Below are 19,512 nucleotides of genomic sequence, written 5' to 3'. Positions count from 1 at the left end.
TAACTTTATGTTAAAAAGAAACGGGTGATTTGTCAAGAGATCTTCTTCTTTCTTTTCAACCTTTATCATACCAGAGCAGACTGTCATCATTCAAATCATCCGGCCGCTCGACCGGATGATGAAGGTCGTTATTTCTTCAATTGATCGACAGGTGTCTCAGATGATGAAGCTTGCTTTCTTTTTTCTTCTTCAATTAATACTCTGCGCAAAATTTTTCCGACAGCCGTTTTAGGCAGTGATTCTTTAAATTCATACACGCGCGGTACTTTAAATGAAGCAATTCTCGTTCTCACAAAGCGATCGAGTTCATCCTCTGTTAAATAAGCATCCTTTTTCGGTACAACAAACGCTTTTACTGTTTCTCCTCTATAAGGATCTGGTATACCTGCGACAACGACTTCTTGTACAAGCTCATGCTCATATAGGGCTTCTTCGACCTCTCTTGGGTAAATATTATAACCGCTCGCAATAATGACATCTTTTTTCCGGTCAACGATATAGAAAAAACCGTCCTCATCCATATACCCAATATCTCCAGTGAAAAACCATCCATCCCTTAATACAGCTGCTGTCTCCTCTGGCTGATTCCAGTAGCCTTTCATGATCTGCGGCCCCTTGACGATAATTTCTCCGTGCTCATATGGCTCTTTGAGGCCACCCGTTTCCTCGCAATAAATACCTGCATCTGTCCCAGGCCACGGACAGCCAATGCTGCCTGTTTTGTTCGCCCCCCATAAAAAGTTAGAATGGGTCACTGGTGAGGTTTCTGAAAGACCATACCCCTCCACTAAACGTCCTCCTGTTAATTTTTCAAAGCTCTGTTTGACTTCAACAGGAAGAGCCGCCGAGCCGCTTAAACATGCAGTGATGGACGACAGGTCATATTTTTCAATGTTCGGATGATGCAGCAAGGCGATATACATCGTTGGTGCACCTGGAAAGAGTGTCGGTTTCTGTTTTTCAATCGTTTTGAGGGTATCAGCTGCGTCAAAGCGAGGAAGTAGAATCATTTGATGCCCTTCTTTGACAGCAAGGTTTAATACGGTCGTCATTCCGTATACATGAAAAAACGGAATGATGCCAAGGATTCGTTCTTTTCCTCTTGTCGTTCTATACATCCAAGAAGCGCACATTTCAGTATTCGCTAAAATATTTTCATGCGTAAGCATGACTCCTTTTGGTAAACCGGTCGTTCCGCCTGTATATTGCAAAACAGCGACATCCTCTTTCGGTTCAAAGGCAATCGCCGGGATCTGTTCTCCTGACGATTCTTTCATGATTTGTGAGAAGTGATGAATGGTGTCACTTTTCTCCACCTGGATGACCATTTTGTTTTTTCTTTTTTGGACAATAGGAAACAGAATGTTTTTCGGAAATGGTAAATAATCCTGTAGTTTGGTGATGATTAAGTGCTCCATACTTGTCAGCGCTTTCATTTTATAGGCCTTTGGATACAATAAATCCAGTGTAATCAGCACTTTTGAGCCGCTGTCCTCCATTTGATATGCCAATTCTTTCTCCGTATAAAGCGGGTTCGTTTGAACAACGATGCCGCCTGCAATTAAAACAGCATAATAAGAAATGACCGATTGAGGACAGTTTGGCAGCATGATCGCTACTCTGTCGCCTTTTTTCACGCCAATTTCCATCAGATGACCAGCTAGTTTCAATGCGTCTTCCTGGAGCTGTTCATAGGTGATGTTTTTTCCTAGAAAATGAATGGCTGTATGCTCAGGTGCAGCCTCTGCGGAGCTGAATAAGTAAGATTGTAACGTCTCATTTGGGATGGTGAGTTCGTGGGGAATTTGATTCGGGTAATGCAGAAGCCAACGTTTATCTGACTGCATAAAAACCCTCCTTCCTGAACTTTCGTACTATTTTATTATAGCAAACTTTTCCTTAAGACAGTTTGCTTTTTTCAAATAGAGCTTGGTTCCATGACATCTTTACTTCTTTGCCGATGTTTCGATCGATGCTCTTTTTCCTTCATGATGCCACTGTTCATATAATCCACCAATTGCCCGGAATGACTCATTTACTCTCTTCACGATCTGTTGATGGATACTCGGATCATTAGGTAAATGCGTCTGGATGTTGTCGACTTGATACTGCCTCATCATGTCGATGTAGACTGTGAGAAAGATCGTGTCTTCTAAAATCCAGTAAATGACTTCATCCGCCGCTTTTGTTCTTTTATGCAGCATTTGGATGCCTCGTTCATATTGAATGAGAATATAGCCACTTGAATCGATTTGAACATACGGGCTCAAATCATCAAAAAATCCAGTCGTTTGAAATGGACGTGCAATATACGGTTCATATATGTCTCTTGGCAGGGAAGTCATTTGGAGACAAGTATCAATGCGCTTTATGAGTTCATCTTTTTGCAGAATTTGCTTCATGTGATTCGCCGCCTTCGGGTGAGATAAAAGCTGCCAAGGAATCCCTGACAGCTTTCTCACTTTGTCTTCTTCATTTCACAGGAACATGTAAACGGCACCAATGACCGCAAAAGTGCAGGCAACTACGATTAATACTTTTGCTAGCTTTTCCATGTCGTCTCCTTAAATGCCGGCTGCTACTACATAAGACAGCCCAACTGAAATAATGAGTGAAATAAACCCGACCGCTCTATTATCATTCTCAATCTCTTTGTCTACTTTAAATCGTGGTGTTAAAAATTCAAAAATGAAATAACTGACAAGCAGCATCACAAAGCCGTATACGCCCCATCCAATCATTTGCAGAAGGGAATTGTGCTGTGCGATTGAATGCTGAAACACATTCGCAATCCCAAAGATCTTTCCGCCTGTTGCCATGGCAACAGCTAAGTTCCCCCGCTGGATCTCTTCCCAGTTTTTATAGGAGGTGACGAGTTCAAAAATGGTTAGAAATAAGACAAGACATAGGACGGCCACGCTGTAATAGGCGGCAATTTCCACAAGTTCATTTTCCCAAAAGGCTTTCATGCGTTTTCTCCTTTTTACTTTAATTCGACGATGGTGACGCCTGATCCTCCCTCGCCTTGTTCCCCAAAACGAGCATTTTTCACACTTCGGTGCTGTTTCAGTAATTCCTGAACCCCTTTTCTGAGGGCGCCAGTTCCTTTTCCATGAATGATCGACACACGCGGATAACCAGCTAAGACAGCATCATCTAAGTATTTCTCGACTCTGCTTAAGGCATTTTCATAACGCTCTCCCCTTAAGTCGAGCTCAAGCGATACATGATAGTCTTTTCCTTTGACTGCCGTAATGGCTTTCTCCTGCTTAAATTCAGGTGCTGATTTGATAAATTCCATGTCTTTTTCTTTTACTTTCATTTTCAAAATGCCCATTTGGACACTCCATTCTTTGTCACCTGTTTGTTCAAGCAGCGTTCCTTTTTGCCCGAAGGTGAGCACTTTCACTTCGTCGCCTGATTTTAGCTGTCTTGCTGCTTTTTTCACCGGCTCTGGCTTTTTCTTCCGGTCAAACTCAGGGACTGCTTCTTCAAGACGCTTTCTCGCATCGATGAGTTCATGCTCTTTGAATGATCGATGCTCATTTTTTATCGACCGAAGCTCTTGAATGATGTCTTCTGCTTCTTTTGAGGCTTGTTCAATTTTTTCTGCTGCTTTTTGTTCAGCTTCTTCAAGTAGTTTGTCCTTTTGCTCATTCCATTCAAGAATTTGTCTCTGCAATTCTTTATGAAGCTTTTCTGCTTCTTTTCTATAGACTTCTGTCTCATGCAGCTCTTCTTCTGCTTGTTTTTTGCTGTCTTCTAATGAAGCAATCATTTGGTCTACTTCATTATGCTCGGCATGCATATCCGCTTTTGCACGGTCAATGAGGTGATCTGGCAACCCAAGACGTTTAGAAATTTCAAATGCATTACTTCGTCCGGGCACACCGATGAGCAAGCGGTACGTTGGTGATAAGGTTTCAATGTCAAACTCCACGCTCGCATTTGTAACACCTTCTCGGTTATATCCGTAAGCCTTCAGCTCAGGATAGTGAGTCGTTGCGATGACGCGTGCATTTGTTTGATGCACTTCATCTAAGATACTCATGGCCAGCGCGGCACCTTCTGCAGGGTCTGTTCCTGCCCCTAATTCATCAAATAACACGAGTGAGTTAGATGTCAAATTCTTTAAGATATCTACAATATTGACCATATGAGATGAGAACGTACTCAAGCTTTGCTCAATGGACTGTTCATCTCCAATATCAGCAAAGACTTGGTCGAATACAGCCACTTCCGAGCCTTCTTCAACTGGAATATGAAGGCCTGCCTGCGTCATCAGCGTAAGAAGACCAAGCGTTTTCAAGGTAACTGTCTTACCCCCTGTATTTGGGCCAGTAATAACGATGGTTGAAAAATCTTTGCCGAGCTCAATGTCATTTGCCACAACCTGATCCCTAGGCAATAGAGGATGTCTTGCCCGCTTTAAATAAATCTCCCCATGATCGTTCACAGCAGGCTTTGTGGCTTTTTCTGCCTTTGCATATTTGGCTTTAGCAAAAATAAAATCTAGCGTCTGAAGCTCCTTTACATTGTGAAGCAGTTCCTCAATGTGCTCTGACACGCTCGCTGTCAGCATTTGCAATATCTTTTCGACTTCTTGTTTTTCTTTTAAACGGGTTTGCTGCAAGGTGTTATTTAAATCCACGACCACTTGCGGCTCGATAAATAGGGTTGCTCCTGATGATGACTGATCGTGAACAATTCCGCCGTAATTCGAGCGGTACTCCTGCTTTACTGGAATCACGAACCGGTCATTACGAATGGTAACAATCGTGTCTGACAGCATTTTTGAAGCAGATTGTGAGCGAATCATAGATTCTAATTTATCTCGAACTTTTGATTCTAATGAACGTAATTGCGTACGTATTGTTCGTAGAGCCGGAGTTGCATGATCAAGCACTTCTCCATTATCACCGATACAGCTTTCGATTTCTTTTCTGACTTCAGGCAGCAAAATCAGCGTCTCTGCATATGTATGAAGGCGCGGTATATCTACACCATCTTCATACAGTGACGTGAGAAAGTGCTTCATATTTTTCGCAGTATATAATAGCGCTGCAATTTCCATGAGCTCAGATGGGCTTAATGTACTGCCGATTTCTGCCCGTTTGACCCCGCGTCTAATATCCGTCAGCCCGCCAAATGGCGCCGATCCCTTTAAGCGGATGACATCCTGTGCTTCTGCTACCTCTTCCAGCAAATGCTGAATGGTTTCGATATCCGTCAGCGGCGTTAAATCCTGCGCTCTTTCTTTTCCTAATGAAGATGCGGTATAGGACATGACTTTTTCTTTTACTTTATGAAATTCTAATGATGCTAACACTTTTTGTTGCAGCATGGTCCAGCCTCCTAACGACTACCTGTCACGCGTTAAAAACTTTTTGATCTCGTTTAGAGAAAAAGTATTCACGACATTTGCTTTTGGTGTCCAGCCTTTTCTTGCAGCTGTTATACCAACTTCCATATGATCCAGCATGGCGATATTGTGCGCATCTGTATTGATCATGATGTTCACACCTGCTTCGTTTGCTTTCATTAAATGCTCTGCTTTTAAATCAAGTCTTGACGGGTTGCTGTTGAGCTCTAGTGCAGTACCCGTTTTCTTCGCAAGCTCTATGAGCTGATCTATATTTAAGGCATAGCCGTCTCGTCTGCCGATCAAACGGCCTGTTGGATGTGCAATTAAATCCACATGCTGATTCCGCAGGGCATTTTCAAGGCGCTCCATAATGACTTCTTCCGGCTGAGAAAAGCTAGAATGGATAGATGCAATCACAAAATCCATGTCTGCTAAAAAGTCATCATCATAATCTAATGATCCATCCGGGAGAATATCCATTTCGACCCCTTTGAAAATGTGAAAATGCTCGAATTCTTGATTCAGCTTGTCAATTTCTTTTGCTTGCAGACGTAAACGTTCTTTTGTTAAACCGTTTGCTACTTTTAAATATTGCGAGTGGTCTGTAATCGCCATGTATTCATAGCCTTTTGCGATACATGCCTCTGCCATTTCGCGAATAGAAAATGCGCCGTCACTCCATGTCGAGTGCATATGAAGGTCGCCTTTGATATCTTTTAACTCTACAAATTGCATACTTTCTTTATACGTATCAATCTCCGCTCCGGTTTCACGAATTTCTGGCGGAATGAGCGGAAGTTGAAAATGCGCATAAAAAGCAGCCTCGTCTTCAAACGTTTTTACTTCTCCAGTTTCAATTGTTTCCACACCATATTCACTAATACGCTCTCCTCGTTCCTTCGCCAGCTGACGCATGCGAATATTGTGATCTTTTGAGCCTGTGAAATGGTGCAGCGTTGTTGCAAATTGGTCTGTTGTCACAAGCCGGAAGTCTACACTGATCTCAAAATCAAGGGCAAGAATGACAGATACCTTCGTATCACCGCTTGCGATGACGTCTTTGACATCATCAAGTGCAACGAGCTGCTCTCTGACTTGTTCAGGATTGTCAGTCGCGATGATATAATCTAAATCTTTGACAGTTTCCCGTGCACGTCTTAAACTACCAGCTCTTGAAAAACGAATAATACCCTTCATCTGTTCAAGCGCATGATCAATCCGCTCTGCCACATCTAATGCAAAGCCAATTGGCAGTCGTTCTGGCTGCTTTCCGGCCTCTTCAAGAGCTGCGAGAATCTTTTCTTCGGTTTTTTTACCGAAGCCTGCAAGTGCTTGTACTTTTTCCGCTTCACATGCTTCTTTTAATGACTGGGCATCATGGACGCCAAGCTCTTGGTAAAGCTTCGCAATCTTCTTCCCGCCAAGCCCTTGCAGTTTTAAGAGCGGGACAAGTCCTTCAGGCACTTCCTTTTTTAATTGTTCGAGTGTTTCTGATTGTCCTTTTTCGATATACTCTGTGATCACAGCAAAGGTTCCTTTTCCAATGCCGGGTAATGCTAATAGATCATCTATTTGAGAAAGGCTGCGGTCGTCTTGTTCCAGTGCCGCTGCTGCTTTACGAAAGGCAGAAATTTTAAAAGGATTATCTCCTTTTAGTTCCATATATACTGCAATTGTTTCAAGAAGTTTGATAATATCTTTTTTATTCATCTCTCATCCTCCAGCCGCTTTGGCATCTTCCTATATAAATATACAAACTTTCCCTTCATCCTACAACTTTCTGTCATGGAATGAGAAAAAACTTCTCCAGGAAAGGAGAAGTTTTTAAACTCCATACGTCGACCATAGGTCTTTGACAAGACCGGACAGGTAAGGGGTGTTGTTTACGATCACATCTGCTAACATTGATTTGCTCATCATTGTTTGCAGCGCATCTACTGGAAGTAATGCAGCGACAAACAATAGAATAAACACAAATAAATAGGTTTCAAGAAATCCTAAAACACCGCCAAGCAGTTTGTTCACCTGTTTAATCACAGGAATACTTGCAATGGTTGTGAGCAATCCGCCAATGATGGCGAGCAGGATTTTGGTCAAGATAAACAGAATGATAAACGCAATGGTATTATAATAAGCTGTTTCTAGATTCCCACTAAAGAAAGCGAGCTGCGGTTGACCGCCGCTAAAATTAGGTGCCGGAATCCACGTAAGCTGTGGTGCAAGTGACTGATAAAACATGGAAGCCACTAAGATAGAAACAACAAAGCTGATCAATTTAATAAATTGAAGAATAAACCCGCGTTTTAGACCGACAAGCGTTCCCATAAGAAGCAAAAACAAAATGATGATATCGATCACGGTAATTTCATTCCTTTTCTTTTAGCTGAATCTCTAATTTTTCGTATTGCTCTTTTAATTTCAAGTAGTCGTGGACGACATTGACTGCTGTCAGTACAGCTAATTTGTTTATATCAAGGTATGGATTTTTTTCATTTATTTCTCTCATTTTATCATCAACAATTGACGCAACATGTCGCATATGCATCTTCGTTTCTTGTCCGATGATCGTATAGGACTGTCCGTAAATCTCAACTGTTGTTTTCGTTTTACCGCCGTCAGACAACGTTTCTCCTCCATTCCACGAGAATCCTAGTCTCTATCATAACATGTTTAGACATTGAATGGAAAGACGAGCCCTTCCCTGTTATGGTACACTTTAGAAATCAATGATATCAAGGTAAAAAGGAGTTATCCACTGTGCCCCAATCCGTTTTAAAAGCAACATCAGAAGATCTCAAAAAGATGAAGAGCGCGTATGCACACCATTTAACAGACACTTTGCCGCCAGGCGCCCTCTTTCAAGCAAAAGTCCCTGGCTGTACGATTACAGCTTATCGATCTGGAAAAGTGCTCTTTCAAGGACAAAAGGCAAAAGCTGAAGCCAGTCAATTCAGCCATTTACAAGCAGCTGATACGAAAAGTCAAAAAGCACCTGCTGTCACAAAATACAGTCCGCCGCCCGGCATTGCTTCCATGTCGGTCGTCGGTTCAGATGAAGTAGGTACAGGTGATTATTTCGGACCGATCACAGTCTGTGCGGCCTATGTTGATGCCAGCCAGCTTGCTTTAATGAAAGAGCTTGGCGTAAAAGACTCAAAAGGGCTAAAGGACCCGCAAATTATCAACATTGCCAAGGATCTCATCAAAACCATTCCGTTCAGCCTTCTCGTTCTCCGAAATGAAAAGTACAATACGATGCAGGAAAAGGGCATGAGTCAAGGAAAAATGAAGGCACTGCTTCATAACCAAGTCATCACCTCTGTGCTAGAAAAACTGGGCGGACAGCAGCCTGAGGCCATTTTGATTGACCAATTTGCAGAACCAGGCATTTATTTCAAGCATCTTGCCGGGAAAAAAATCATTCGGGAGCGGACGTACTTTAGTACAAAAGCAGAAGGCATCCATTTGTCAGTCGCTGCAGCTTCCATTATCGCAAGGTACGCTTTTTTAATTGAAATGGACAAATTATCACAGGCTGCAGGCTTTGACATCCCAAAAGGAGCCGGCCCTCATGTAGACAAGGCCGCCGCCAAGCTCATCAAGCTGCATGGAGAAGATGCTTTACGTCAATTTACAAAGCTGCATTTTGCCAACACACAAAAAGCGAAAAAAATGTTATAAAAAAAGCTAGGGCCCATGAGGCCATAGCTTTTTTTCTTTACCCGCGTAAGACGGCTTGATACGTATCTTCTAGTGCTTTCAATACTTTTGTATGAACAGCTGTGACTTCTTCCTCGGTCAACGTTTGTTCAGGGTTTAAATATTGCAGAGAGAATGCAACAGATTTTTTGCCTTCTTCCATATGTTCCCCTTCGTACACATCAAATACAGATAGGTCTGTGAGTAGATGGCCGCCTGCTTCATAGATCACACGCTCCAGCTGTCCGCTTGAGATATGCTGATCTACAACAAGTGCGATATCTCTTGTCACAGCAGGGAATCTCGGAATCGCTGTATATTTCATATCCTTCGTTTCAGATGTCATCACATCTGTTAAATCAAACTCAAAGACATACGTTTCTTTTAAATCCAATTCTTTTTCAACGACTGGATGCAGTGCGGCAACAAAGCCAATGACTTGACCATTTAAGTGAACATCTGCAGTTCGCCCTGGGTGAAGACCCTCACGTTCTGCTTGAACATAAGTGATTTGGTCTGACACACCAAGCTTTTCGAACAATCCTTCAGCAATTCCTTTTGCTACATAAAAATCGACGGCTTTTTTCTCGCCCTGCCAAAGATTTTTATGCCATAAGCCTGTCAGCGCACCAGCGACATGTTCTTTTTCCACTGGTTTTGCTCCTTCAGCTTCTGCTAAGAAAACAGATCCCGTTTCATAAAATCCAAATGTATCGGCTTGTCTTGCCAAGTTATATGCTACAGAATCCAGTAAGTTTGGCAGAAGACTTTGTCTTAGCACACTGCGTTCCTCACTCATTGGCAGAGAAAGCCTCGTTTCATAAGCTGGATGCAGGGCAAAAGCTGTGGACTTATGCTGATTCGTCAATGAATACGTAATCGCTTGAGAAAGTCCTGCACCCTCTAAGAAACGTCTCACCTTTCTGCGCTTCACTTGGTATGGCGTGAGGCCGCCAACGGTGCCAGCTGTCCTAGGCAGTGTAGATGGAATATTATCGTAGCCATATAATCTTGCAACTTCTTCAATGAGGTCTTCTTCAATCGTAATATCCATTCTGCGAGAAGGAACCGTTACGACAAGAACATCATTTGATTCGCCCACTGTGAAGCCTAGTTTGTTGAAAATCTGAATCATATCTTCTTTTGAAATGCTCATTCCAAGCACCTTGTTCACACGCTCAGTTGATACGTGGATGACATTCATACTTGCTTCAAGGTGATTTTCCTCAACTGTACCGCTTAGCACTTCACCGCCTGCATACATGCTCATCAATTGAGCTGCTCTTTCTGCTGCCGGTTTCGTACGCTGGGGATCGAGTCCTTTTTCAAATCGTGTGCTTGATTCACTGCGAAGCCCTAAGTCTCTAGATGCTTGACGGACTGTTTGACCGTTGAAATATGCCGCTTCTAAAAGAATCGTCGTCGTCTCATCCCGTACCTCTGATTCAAAGCCGCCCATGACGCCTGCTACCGCGTGCGCTTTCGTTCCATTCGTGATGACAAGATGCTTTGATGACAATGTACGCTCTTGCTCATCGAGTGTTTGAATGATTTCGCTATCAGACGCTTTACGAACGACCACCTGCTTTGAACCAAAGCGGTCATAATCAAAGGCATGAAGCGGCTGGCCGTATTCAAGCAGTACAAAGTTTGTAATATCCACGACGTTGTTAATTGGACGGATGCCTGCATTCATCAATCTTGTTTGCATCCAAAGCGGTGCTGGTCCAACCTTTACATTTTTAATTATCTTCGCTGCATAAAGTGGATTCGCTTCTTGATCCTCAATTTTAACAGAAATATAGTCTGCTGCTTTTTCAGAAGAAGTGTCATGTGCCGTATCAGGAAGCTTGATGTCTCTTCCTAAAATGGCGGCAACCTCATAAGCGACACCCAGCATATTCAGGGCATCGGCACGGTTTGGTGTTAAGCCAAGCTCAAGTACCGCATCATCTAATTGAAGTGCTTGAAGAGCATCATCTCCTGGTTTCACGTCATTCGGGAAAACAAAGATGCCTTCAGCATATTCTTTTGGTACGAGCTTGCTCTCTACGCCTAATTCTTGCAGAGAACAAATCATGCCATGAGACTCTTCACCGCGCAGTTTTGCTTTTTTAATTTTAAAGTTGCCAGGAAGGACTGCACCCACCGTTGCGACGGCCACATGCTGTCCTTTCTCCACATTCGGAGCTCCGCAAATAATTTGCACAGGTTCGTCTTCGCCGATATCAACAAGACATTTGTTTAGTTTATCCGCATTCGGATGCTGTTCACGTTCAATGACGTGTCCAACGACAACTCCTTTGATGCCTTCGCCTTTATATTCAACGGCTTCCACTTCAATTCCGCTTCTCGTGATTTTTTCTGCTAATTCATCCGGCTTGATGCCTTCTAAATCGACATAGTCTTCTAACCATTTATATGAAACAAACATGTTGATTTCCTCCTCTTAGTCCTGCTTGAATTGCTTTGTGAATCTAATGTCATTTGTGTAGAAATGGCGAATATCATCAATGCCGTATTTCAGCATCGCGATCCGTTCCACACCCATTCCAAAAGCAAAGCCTTGGTAAGTTTCTGGATCAAATCCGCTCATTTTCAGGACATTCGGATGAACCATCCCTGCACCTAAAATCTCAATCCAGCCTGTTCCTTTACATACAGAGCAGCCCTTCCCGCCGCATTTAAAGCAAGACACATCGACTTCGACGGATGGTTCTGTGAATGGGAAAAAGCTTGGACGCAGTCTAATTTCACGATCTTCACCAAACATTTTTCTTGCGACTGTCTCCAGCGTTCCTTTTAGATCACTCATGCTAATATTGTGATCGACGACAAGCCCTTCAATTTGCATAAATTGATGTGAATGAGTCGCGTCATCACTGTCACGTCTATATACTTTCCCAGGACAAATGATCTTCACAGGACCTTGTCCTTTATATTTCTCAAGTGTACGTGCTTGAACTGGTGATGTTTGTGTTCTCATCAATGTATCTTCAGTAATATAGAAGCTGTCCTGCATATCACGTGCCGGATGCTCCTTTGGAAGATTCAGCGCTTCAAAGTTATAGTAATCCGTTTCCACCTCAGGACCTTCCTCAACGGTATAGCCCATTCCAATAAATAAATCTTCAATATCTTCGACAACTATCGTTAATGGATGTCTTGCTCCCATTTTGATTGGACTTGCCGGCAAAGTAACATCGATCGTTTGAGAAGCAAGTTTTTTCTTCACTTCTTCTGCTTCCAGCTGTTCATTTTTTTCAGCAATGGCACCAGCAATCTGCTCTCTTACTTCGTTTGCGAGTGCACCCATTTTCGGTCTTTCTTCTGCGGAGAGCTTGCCCATTCCGCGAAGTACTTCTGTAATCGGTCCTTTTTTCCCTAAGTATTGAACACGAATGTCATTAACCTCTTTGAGCGAGCTAGCTGCTTCAACCTTCGCTATCGCCTCTGTTTCAAGCTGTTTTAACGTTTCTTGCATGAGTGTAATCCTCCTTTTGATATACAAAACCGCTCGGATAAACGGCTGTTTGATCGTTTGAAGACAATAAAAAAACCCGTTCCTCCATAAAAGAAGGGACGAGTTGTGGTCGCGGTACCACCCTTGTTAAGCACAAATGCATGTGCGAATAAGCTTCATTGACATAACGGAATCAAACGAATCCGGTTCACCTTTACGCAAAGCAAAGCCTGCGGTCCCGGTGACAACTCCAGAGGTGAATTCCTGTTTCAGCATTCCTTAAATGCACTTTCAGTCTACGATGCATTCTCCCTATAAGGCCGCTTCTTGAAACAATCTTCCTCTATCATGGTTTTTAAAATATTAGTTTCATTATAGTGAAAATGAACGCATGTTGCAACATTATCCACGCAAATGATAGACAAGAACAGCGGCTGCAACAGCTACATTTAACGATTCTGCCTGCCCATACATTGGCACATATAAATTTTGGTCTGTCATTTGCAGAATCGCTGGATCAATACCTGCTCCTTCATTTCCAACAATTAATGCAAACGGACCTTCTGCCGTTACGCTTCTATACTCTTTCGCATCTTTTAAAGCACTTCCGTATACAGGTATGCCTCGTTCTTTCAGTTCGGTGATCGCCTGTTGAAGGGTTTGCTTTAAGATAGGCAGGTGGAAATGAGACCCTTGTGCCGAACGGAGCGTTTTTCCGTTAAACGCATCAACTGTTCCTTCTCCTAAGATCACAGCATCAAGACCAGCGGCATCTGCTGTCCGAATGAGTGTGCCTAAATTCCCCGGGTCTTGCACTGCGTCTAATAGAAGAAGCCGTTCATACTTCTTTTCTTCAAAAACTGGAACTGTACAGACCGCGGCAATGTGCTGAGGCGTTTCCGTTTCTGTCATGGCAGAAAAGGCCTCTTCGCTCAGTTCATATAGCTCAATGTCAGGCTGGATATGAGAAGGAAGCATATCGGGCGAGGTGACCATTAATTCCTTCACAACCCCGCTCTTTAATGCTTCTTCGACTAAGTGTATTCCCTCAACGAGAAACAGCCCCGTTTTCGTTCGTTCTTTTTTCGTATGGAGCTTTTTCCACTGTTTAATGTTTGTGTTTTTAGCTGATTCTATATATTTCAAGCGACGTTAACTCCTTTAATTATCATGAATTTATTATATCTCATGCACACTACATAATAAACCTGTCTTTGAGACAGAATAGGGCTATTACCATCAAAAAAGGAGTGTGGGCAATGGATTTTAATTTAAGAGGCGCAGTCATTCAAAACATTACTGGCCATAATCAAGAACAGCTTGAACATACGATTTTAGATGCGATTCAAAGCGGCGAGGAAAAAATGCTGCCAGGCCTTGGCGTGTTGTTCGAGGTGCTATGGCAAGAAGCATCAGAAAACGAGAAAAATGAAATCCTTGAAACATTAGAACAAGGCTTGAAGCCTCAGCAGCAGCAATAAAAGAAGCCGGTTTGCTTATAAGAGCAAGCCGGCCTTTTTGATTTTAGCCAGTGATAGGCGTTTCCATCCGAAGCGCTGGATCACGCCAGATTTCAACCCATTTTTTAATCGCAAACACAATAATCACAAATCCTAAGATCAGCATGATGATCGAAAGCACGGCATTCAGCACGCTGTAGCCGGATGCTTCAGGATTGAGATATACATTCGCTACCATCCAATAGCCTGCATAATTCACCGTCACATATAAGTAAGCAAGCGGAATTAAACAAGTGAGCATATATCGCCTTTTATCTGCAATTTTTAATACAACGGTTGCCCCAATGATTAAACCAACCGAGGCCATTAACTGATTTGAAACCCCAAACAGCGCCCAAATAGATCCGATGTCCCCTGAGTAAAGTAAGTATCCCCACATAAAACAAGCAAGCGCACTTGCAAACACCGAACCAGGTACCCAGTCAGTTCGTTTAAGCGGTTTATATGCTTCACCTAAGAAGTCTTGAATCAAATAGCGTGCCACACGTGTCCCCGCATCAATAGCAGTTAAAATAAAGACAGCCTCAAACATAATGACGAACTGGAAGAAGTAAGAAGCCAAATGACTAAAGAACGGAATCCCCGTAAAGATATACGCCATCCCTACAGCCAATGTCACGGCACCACCCGTTCTTCCTTCTAAGTCAAGACCAATTTCCTTACTCAGCTGCGGAAGGTTTTCGACACTCATACCGAGTGTACGGAACACTTCTGGCGTGCTGTTTATCGCAAAATAATCTCCTGGATGAAGGGCAGTAGCCGCAATTAAAGCCATAATCCCAACTAAGCATTCTACAAGCATTGCGCCAAACGCAACAGGCTTCATATCACTCCAGCGGTCCAGCATCTTAGGTGTTGTCCCTGAACCAACAAATGCGTGGAAACCAGAAATGGCACCGCAAGCAATGGTAATCGAAATAAATGGCCAGACAGGACCAGCTAATACAGGTCCTCCTCCATTCACAAACTCTGTAAACGCGGGGAATTGAATGGACGGATTCACGACAAAGATACCAGCAATCAGCGCAATGAATACACCAATTTTCATAAAACTACTTAAATAGTCCCTCGGTGCAAGCAGCAGCCAAACTGGCAGAGCCGCAGCAAAAAAGGCATAGATCGGCAGGGCAAGAGCAAGCGTTTTTGTATCAAGTGTTAAAAAATCACCTAGTGCCGTTCCTTGAATATTTGGCCCAAGGAATACACCAAACATCAGCAAAATAAATCCCGCAGATGTCGCCAGCTTTAAATTGCCTGTTTTTTTATAATACAGACCAACCCCCATTGCAATCGGAATCGTGATTCCAACTGCAAATGTCCCCCAAGGGTTACGTTCTAAAGCATGAAGCACAACCATAGACAAACCTGCCATTGTGATGGTAATAATAAACAGCATCGCAAGCCCTGTACAAAACCCGGCAACAGGTCCCAGCTCTTCCTTCGCTACCTCTGATAAGGATTTCCCCTTTTTTCGCATCGACGCAAATAAGACGACTAGATCATGTACAGCTCCGCCTATGACTGCACCAATTAAAAGCCAAAGGAGACCAGGTAAATATCCAAATTGAGCGGCTAAAATCGGACCCACTAACGGACCAGCAGCTGCAATCGCAGCAAAGTGATGCCCAAATGTGACCCATTTATTTGTCGGCACATAATCTTTCCCGTCCTCTAGTGTGTGAGCCGGTGTAGGATGATCATCTGTGACCTTTAATACCTTGACCATCATAAATGTGCCATAAAGACGATAGGCAATCGCTAAAATACACATAGATCCTATGACAATTGTAACCGCATTCATTTAACCATCCCCTTTGTATAAACAATTTGTTACAAATATAACATAAATTGATTGATTTTTCTTTCTTTTAAAACCAAGTTGACAAATAAGAATAATGTGTTTACTCTTAAGGTAGCTTCACCTACTTCCATAAACTCTCTTTTGACAGGGCATTCTATGGCTCTGTCCTTTTTATTGCTTCCATCTTACAAAAATAAACGCTCGATCACATGTGCCTTATTCACTAGGAAATACTCTCTTCTTTTACCAAAAACAGTTCTTTTGACTCACCTTGAAAACACTGTTCATTTCCTGGGAAATTCAATAAAAAAAGCCTTTCCCCTGTACTGAGGAAAGGCTTTCTTACTTAAGAACCGTACGTAATCTGTTCAACAGTTTTTTGATCAAGTCTTTTGATCACTTCTGTTAAAAGCTTCACTGCATTTTCATAATCATCTCGGTGAATCATTGCGGCATGGGTATGAATATATCTGCTCGGAATCCCGATAGATAGTGATGGAACACCATGACCCGTTAAATGGATACCACCAGCATCTGTCCCACCGCCAGGCATTGAGTCATATTGATAAGGAATGTTCAGCTCATCAGCTGTTTGGACAACAAAATCACGAAGTCCTTTATGAGAGACCATTGAAGCATCAAATACAACAATCGTTGGGCCTTTGCCAAGTTTGCTAGTTGCTTCTTTCTCAGTGATGCCCGGTGTATCTCCTGCTACACCTACATCAATGGCAAATCCAATATCAGGCTGAATTGTAGCCGCTGCTGTTTTGGCTCCGCGCAGGCCTACTTCCTCTTGGACAGTTGCGACGCTGTAAGCAATATTCTCATGCTGAGCATTGTGTAAGTTTTTCATGACATCAATTGCCACTGCACAGCCAATGCGGTTGTCCCATGCTTTTGCAAGGAGCATTTTTTCATCATTCATTACTGTAAACTCAAAGTAAGGAACGATTTGGTCTCCAGGCAGCACGCCCCACTCCATTGCCTGTTCTTTGCTTGACGCCCCAATATCAATAAACATATCCGTAATCTCAATTGACTTTTTGCGAGCTTCAGGCGACAAGACGTGTGGTGGTTTTGAACCGATCACACCTGTGATCTCTCCCTTTTTCGTCACAATGGTGACACGCTGGGCGAGCATGACCTGTGACCACCAGCCGCCGACTGTTTGAAAACGAATGTAGCCTTTGTCATCAATTTTTGTCACCATGAATCCTACTTCATCTAAGTGACCAGCGAGCATAATTTTAGGTCCGTTTGCGTTTCCTTCCTTTTTAGCAATCAAGCTGCCAAGGCGGTCTGTAGAGACTTCATCTGCATATGATTCTATGTATGTCTGCATGACTTTTTTGACATCACGTTCATTTCCTGGAATCCCTTTTGCATCCGTTAGGTCTTTCAGCATAGTTAATGTTTGATCTAGCTTTGTCATTCCATTTATCCTCCTTTATCTTCATGGTGCATTCTTATTATACAAAACCTCTTTCGTTCAATACGATCTTTTTATGAATATTTTTTCGTTTAACGAAATATTTTTTTAAAAAAAGTTGAAACCTTTTGGTGTTTTCATTCGTAGTACATCAGATAACGGTATTGGAGGTGCATCCTGTCATGTTTGTAATCCTCATGAGACTAGCTCTTGTTGCACTGCTTGTCTACATCTTCTACATGGCGGTAAAATTCTTCTCAAATCCGAGAAGAAAGCTGAAACAAGCACAATTAAAAGAAGGCTTTTATTTTATGGACGAACAGCAAAATGCGCGCAAAAATTTTAATTTCGTCTATAAAGGTGTCTTGTTTGAAGGGGAGAAGCATGTTCCTTCTAAGGATCATCCTCTGTTTGTCCACTCCATTTACGTTTGGACGGAGTCACCTGAAAAGCTAAGTGAATTTACATTAGAAGACTTTGAAAAACTGGAGGAAAACATTATCGAGCGTTATCCTCAAACAAAAATTGATTGGGATCAGCCCATAAAAAAAATCAAACAAAAAAAAGGAGCAGACACGCCGTCCTGATGGCGTCTGCTCCTTTTTCAAATAAATTGGATATATCCTAATAGGATCAGCTGCAAAATAATTAATACAGGCATGCCGATTTGAAAGGCAGGATGCTTTGTTTTATGCCGGAAATACTGCATTCCTAGATACGATCCAGCAGCGCCAAAAAGTACCGCAGCACTCCATAAATGCGCCTCTGAAATTCTCCATTTATGTGCTTTAGCCCGGCGTTTATCCTCACCCATAAGAAAAAAGCCGTAGCCATTCACCAAAATAAGCAGCAGAATCAAAGCCATATTCATTCATTTCACCTCACATGATGAGAAAAAAAGATCACCCCTCGAAGGAATGATCTTTTATAGAACTTACTTGTCTAGTTGTGCTTTTGCAGCATCAGCAAGCTGATTGAATGCACTTAGGTCATTCACAGCAAGGTCAGCAAGCATTTTGCGGTTTACTTCGATACCAGAAAGCTTTAAGCCATGCATTAAACGGCTGTAAGAAAGACCGTTCATACGAGCTGCAGCGTTGATACGAGTGATCCATAGTTTACGGAAGTCACGTTTTTTCTGACGACGGTCACGGAAAGCGTAGTTTCCAGATTTCATCACCTGTTGGTTTGCTACTTTGTATAATCTATGTTTTGAACCGAAATAACCTTTTGCTAATTTAAGAACCTTTTTACGACGCTGACGCGACACAGTTCCGCCTTTTACTCTTGGCATTGTAATTCCCTCCTATGATTCCTATTCCAAATTACTTAATGTTTGCAAGTTGTTGTTTGATACGTTTGAAATCTCCAGCACTTACGATTGCACTCTTACGCAATTTACGTTTTTGCTTTGTAGATTTGTTAGCGAACAAGTGACTTGTGTACGCATGAGAACGTTTAAGTTTACCAGAACCTGTTTTTTTGAAACGTTTAGCAGATCCGCGGTGAGTTTTCATTTTTGGCATTGGATGTTTCCTCCCTCTGTTACTTTACTTTTCGACTTTTGGTGCAAGCATGAGGAACATGCTGCGTCCGTCCATCTTAGGTTTTGTTTCTACTGTTGCTACTTCAGCGCAAGCTTCAGAGAAACGGTCTAACACGCGCTGTCCGATTTCTTTATGCGTAATTGCACGGCCTTTAAAGCGGATAGAAGCTTTCACTTTATCTCCCTTTTCAAGGAATTTGATTGCATTACGGAGCTTCGTGTTAAAATCATGTTCATCGATTGTCGGGCTCAACCGAACTTCTTTTAAGCTAATGATTTTTTGATTCTTACGTGCCTCTTTTTCCTTCTTCTGCTGTTCGAATCGGAACTTACCATAGTCCATGATTCGGCAAACAGGTGGTTTTGCATTTGCAGCAACTAACACAAGGTCAAGATTGGCTTTCGTAGCAATTTCCAGAGCTTCCTGGCGGGTTTTAATCCCAAGCTGATCGCCATTTTGTCCGATCAAACGAACTTCACGCGCACGAATACCTTCATTAACTAATTGATCTTTGCTAATAGTGAGCCACCTCCATGAGATTTTGAATTGAGTTCACAATTCATTTGACCATTTCGTTGTATGTTTTACAGGCAAACAAAAAGTGTGGGCATATAAAACACCCACACTGCGAACATTTGCATGAAAAAATAAATGTACGGTCAACCTGTCAACTACAAACATGTGT

General features: G+C 42.5%; 19 protein-coding genes and 1 other annotated feature (1 of these 20 running past the window's edge). Of the genes, 3 read left to right on the top strand and 16 right to left on the bottom strand.

From position 1 onward, the window contains the following. Window positions 1-128: 128 nt before the first annotated feature. The 7 genes from NSS92_RS01210 to zapA all read right to left on the bottom strand — a co-directional run bounded on the left by NSS92_RS01210 (window position 129) and on the right by zapA (window position 7,988). Window positions 129-1,847, bottom strand: coding sequence for an AMP-binding protein (locus NSS92_RS01210; protein WP_340866776.1), 1,719 nt, complete (start codon window positions 1,845-1,847; stop codon window positions 129-131). A 99-nt stretch (window positions 1,848-1,946) separates the two neighbouring features. Then, window positions 1,947-2,402, bottom strand: a complete 456-nt coding sequence (locus NSS92_RS01205) for an immunity 63 family protein (protein ID WP_340866775.1) — start codon at window positions 2,400-2,402, stop codon at window positions 1,947-1,949. 162 nt (window positions 2,403-2,564) lie between these two features. Further along, complete coding sequence (locus NSS92_RS01200; RefSeq protein ID WP_008345990.1) at window positions 2,565-2,969, bottom strand: DUF350 domain-containing protein; 405 nt, start codon at window positions 2,967-2,969, stop codon at window positions 2,565-2,567. A gap of 14 nt (window positions 2,970-2,983) precedes the next feature. Continuing rightward, window positions 2,984-5,341 (bottom strand): endonuclease MutS2, encoded by a 2,358-nt coding sequence (locus NSS92_RS01195; protein WP_340869875.1) that lies wholly within the window; start codon window positions 5,339-5,341, stop codon window positions 2,984-2,986. A 21-nt stretch (window positions 5,342-5,362) separates the two neighbouring features. Continuing rightward, complete coding sequence (gene polX, locus NSS92_RS01190) at window positions 5,363-7,075, bottom strand: DNA polymerase/3'-5' exonuclease PolX (RefSeq protein WP_340866774.1); 1,713 nt, start codon at window positions 7,073-7,075, stop codon at window positions 5,363-5,365. 114 nt (window positions 7,076-7,189) lie between these two features. Then, window positions 7,190-7,723, bottom strand: a complete 534-nt coding sequence (locus NSS92_RS01185) for a CvpA family protein (RefSeq protein ID WP_024423226.1) — start codon at window positions 7,721-7,723, stop codon at window positions 7,190-7,192. A gap of 7 nt (window positions 7,724-7,730) precedes the next feature. Next, complete coding sequence (zapA, locus tag NSS92_RS01180) at window positions 7,731-7,988, bottom strand: cell division protein ZapA (RefSeq protein WP_012010831.1); 258 nt, start codon at window positions 7,986-7,988, stop codon at window positions 7,731-7,733. Window positions 7,989-8,122: 134 nt separating this feature from the next. On the opposite strand from zapA, the gene rnhC reads away from it, so the two are divergent. Further along, window positions 8,123-9,046 (top strand): ribonuclease HIII, encoded by a 924-nt coding sequence (gene rnhC / locus NSS92_RS01175; RefSeq protein WP_340866773.1) that lies wholly within the window; start codon window positions 8,123-8,125, stop codon window positions 9,044-9,046. Between the two features lie 37 nt (window positions 9,047-9,083). Here the strand turns inward: rnhC and pheT are convergent, their stop codons facing one another. The 3 genes from pheT to NSS92_RS01160 form a co-directional block, all read right to left on the bottom strand. Next, window positions 9,084-11,498 carry a phenylalanine--tRNA ligase subunit beta gene (pheT, locus tag NSS92_RS01170; protein ID WP_340866772.1) on the bottom strand — a complete coding sequence of 805 codons (2,415 nt, stop codon included), beginning with the start codon at window positions 11,496-11,498 and terminating at the stop codon, window positions 9,084-9,086. A gap of 15 nt (window positions 11,499-11,513) precedes the next feature. Continuing rightward, window positions 11,514-12,548, bottom strand: a complete 1,035-nt coding sequence (pheS, locus tag NSS92_RS01165) for a phenylalanine--tRNA ligase subunit alpha (RefSeq protein ID WP_039180518.1) — start codon at window positions 12,546-12,548, stop codon at window positions 11,514-11,516. Window positions 12,549-12,929: 381 nt separating this feature from the next. Beyond that, on the bottom strand, window positions 12,930-13,673 hold the full coding sequence (locus NSS92_RS01160; protein ID WP_340866770.1) for a TrmH family RNA methyltransferase: 744 nt from the start codon (window positions 13,671-13,673) through the stop codon (window positions 12,930-12,932). A gap of 113 nt (window positions 13,674-13,786) precedes the next feature. On the opposite strand from NSS92_RS01160, the gene sspI reads away from it, so the two are divergent. Further along, window positions 13,787-14,008 (top strand): small acid-soluble spore protein SspI, encoded by a 222-nt coding sequence (gene sspI / locus NSS92_RS01155; protein ID WP_024425725.1) that lies wholly within the window; start codon window positions 13,787-13,789, stop codon window positions 14,006-14,008. 43 nt (window positions 14,009-14,051) lie between these two features. On the opposite strand, the gene cstA is transcribed toward sspI, so the two are convergent. Both cstA and NSS92_RS01145 read right to left on the bottom strand, forming a co-directional pair. Then, the gene (gene cstA / locus NSS92_RS01150; RefSeq protein ID WP_024425724.1) at window positions 14,052-15,848 is read right to left on the bottom strand and encodes a carbon starvation protein CstA; all 1,797 of its coding nucleotides are present in this window, start codon (window positions 15,846-15,848) and stop codon (window positions 14,052-14,054) included. A 346-nt stretch (window positions 15,849-16,194) separates the two neighbouring features. Beyond that, entirely contained in the window at window positions 16,195-17,283 is a 1,089-nt protein-coding gene (locus NSS92_RS01145; RefSeq protein WP_024425723.1) for a M42 family metallopeptidase, read from the bottom strand. 179 nt (window positions 17,284-17,462) lie between these two features. Here NSS92_RS01145 and NSS92_RS01140 point away from each other — a divergent pair, with 179 nt between their 5' ends. Beyond that, window positions 17,463-17,867 carry a hypothetical protein gene (locus tag NSS92_RS01140; protein WP_024426127.1) on the top strand — a complete coding sequence of 135 codons (405 nt, stop codon included), beginning with the start codon at window positions 17,463-17,465 and terminating at the stop codon, window positions 17,865-17,867. A 17-nt stretch (window positions 17,868-17,884) separates the two neighbouring features. Here NSS92_RS01140 and NSS92_RS01135 read toward each other — a convergent pair whose 3' ends face one another. The 4 genes from NSS92_RS01135 to infC all read right to left on the bottom strand — a co-directional run bounded on the left by NSS92_RS01135 (window position 17,885) and on the right by infC (window position 19,346). Next, window positions 17,885-18,151 (bottom strand): DUF1294 domain-containing protein, encoded by a 267-nt coding sequence (locus NSS92_RS01135; RefSeq protein ID WP_252056430.1) that lies wholly within the window; start codon window positions 18,149-18,151, stop codon window positions 17,885-17,887. A 63-nt stretch (window positions 18,152-18,214) separates the two neighbouring features. Beyond that, window positions 18,215-18,574, bottom strand: coding sequence for a 50S ribosomal protein L20 (gene rplT, locus NSS92_RS01130; protein WP_003216409.1), 360 nt, complete (start codon window positions 18,572-18,574; stop codon window positions 18,215-18,217). A 31-nt stretch (window positions 18,575-18,605) separates the two neighbouring features. Next, a complete protein-coding gene (gene rpmI / locus NSS92_RS01125; RefSeq protein ID WP_003216324.1) occupies window positions 18,606-18,806 on the bottom strand; it encodes a 50S ribosomal protein L35 in 201 nt (66 codons plus the stop codon). A 24-nt stretch (window positions 18,807-18,830) separates the two neighbouring features. Further along, window positions 18,831-19,346, bottom strand: coding sequence for a translation initiation factor IF-3 (gene infC, locus NSS92_RS01120; RefSeq protein WP_024718649.1), 516 nt, complete (start codon window positions 19,344-19,346; stop codon window positions 18,831-18,833). Window positions 19,347-19,416: 70 nt separating this feature from the next. Next, window positions 19,417-19,512 (bottom strand) — a sequence feature (ribosomal protein L20 leader region) (it continues 36 nt past the right edge of the window).

The sequence above is a fragment of the Bacillus sp. FSL M8-0166 genome, assembly GCF_038008825.1.
Classification (GTDB): domain Bacteria; phylum Bacillota; class Bacilli; order Bacillales; family Bacillaceae; genus Bacillus; species Bacillus safensis.
The sequence above is the reverse complement of the archived record's forward strand: the minus strand, read 5'-3'. Positions and strand labels throughout refer to the sequence as shown.